Source organism: Pseudomonas sp. HY2-MNA-CIBAN-0224 (genome assembly GCF_040310285.1).
GTDB lineage: Bacteria > Pseudomonadota > Gammaproteobacteria > Pseudomonadales > Pseudomonadaceae > Aquipseudomonas > Aquipseudomonas helleri.
Genome location: NZ_JBEOPQ010000475.1, coordinates 1 through 276 on the forward strand (window position 1 = coordinate 1; position 276 = coordinate 276).

1 pseudogene is annotated in these 276 nt (G+C 47.1%); it reads left to right on the top strand.

Annotation, left to right across the window (positions count from 1 at the left end):
- Positions 1–276: pseudogene (nusA, locus tag AAEZ03_RS27225) on the top strand (transcription termination factor NusA); the annotation flags it as partial.

The following is a 276-nucleotide window of genomic DNA, read 5'->3' on the forward strand; positions in this document are numbered from 1 at the left end:
GTGCCTGAGATTGCCGAACAAATTATTGAAATTCGTAACGTCGCTCGTTTGCCGGGTACTCGTGCTAAAATAGCGGTCAAAACCAACGATCATCGTATTGATCCGGTTGGCGCTTGTATTGGTATGCGTGGTACGCGTATCCAAGCGGTTCAGCAAGAGCTTGATGGTGAGCGTATTGATGTGGTGGTTTGGTCAGATGATCCAGCCCAATTTATCATCAGCTCTTTAGAGCCTGCGGATGTTAGTAGTATCATCCTAGATGAAGACATGCAGACC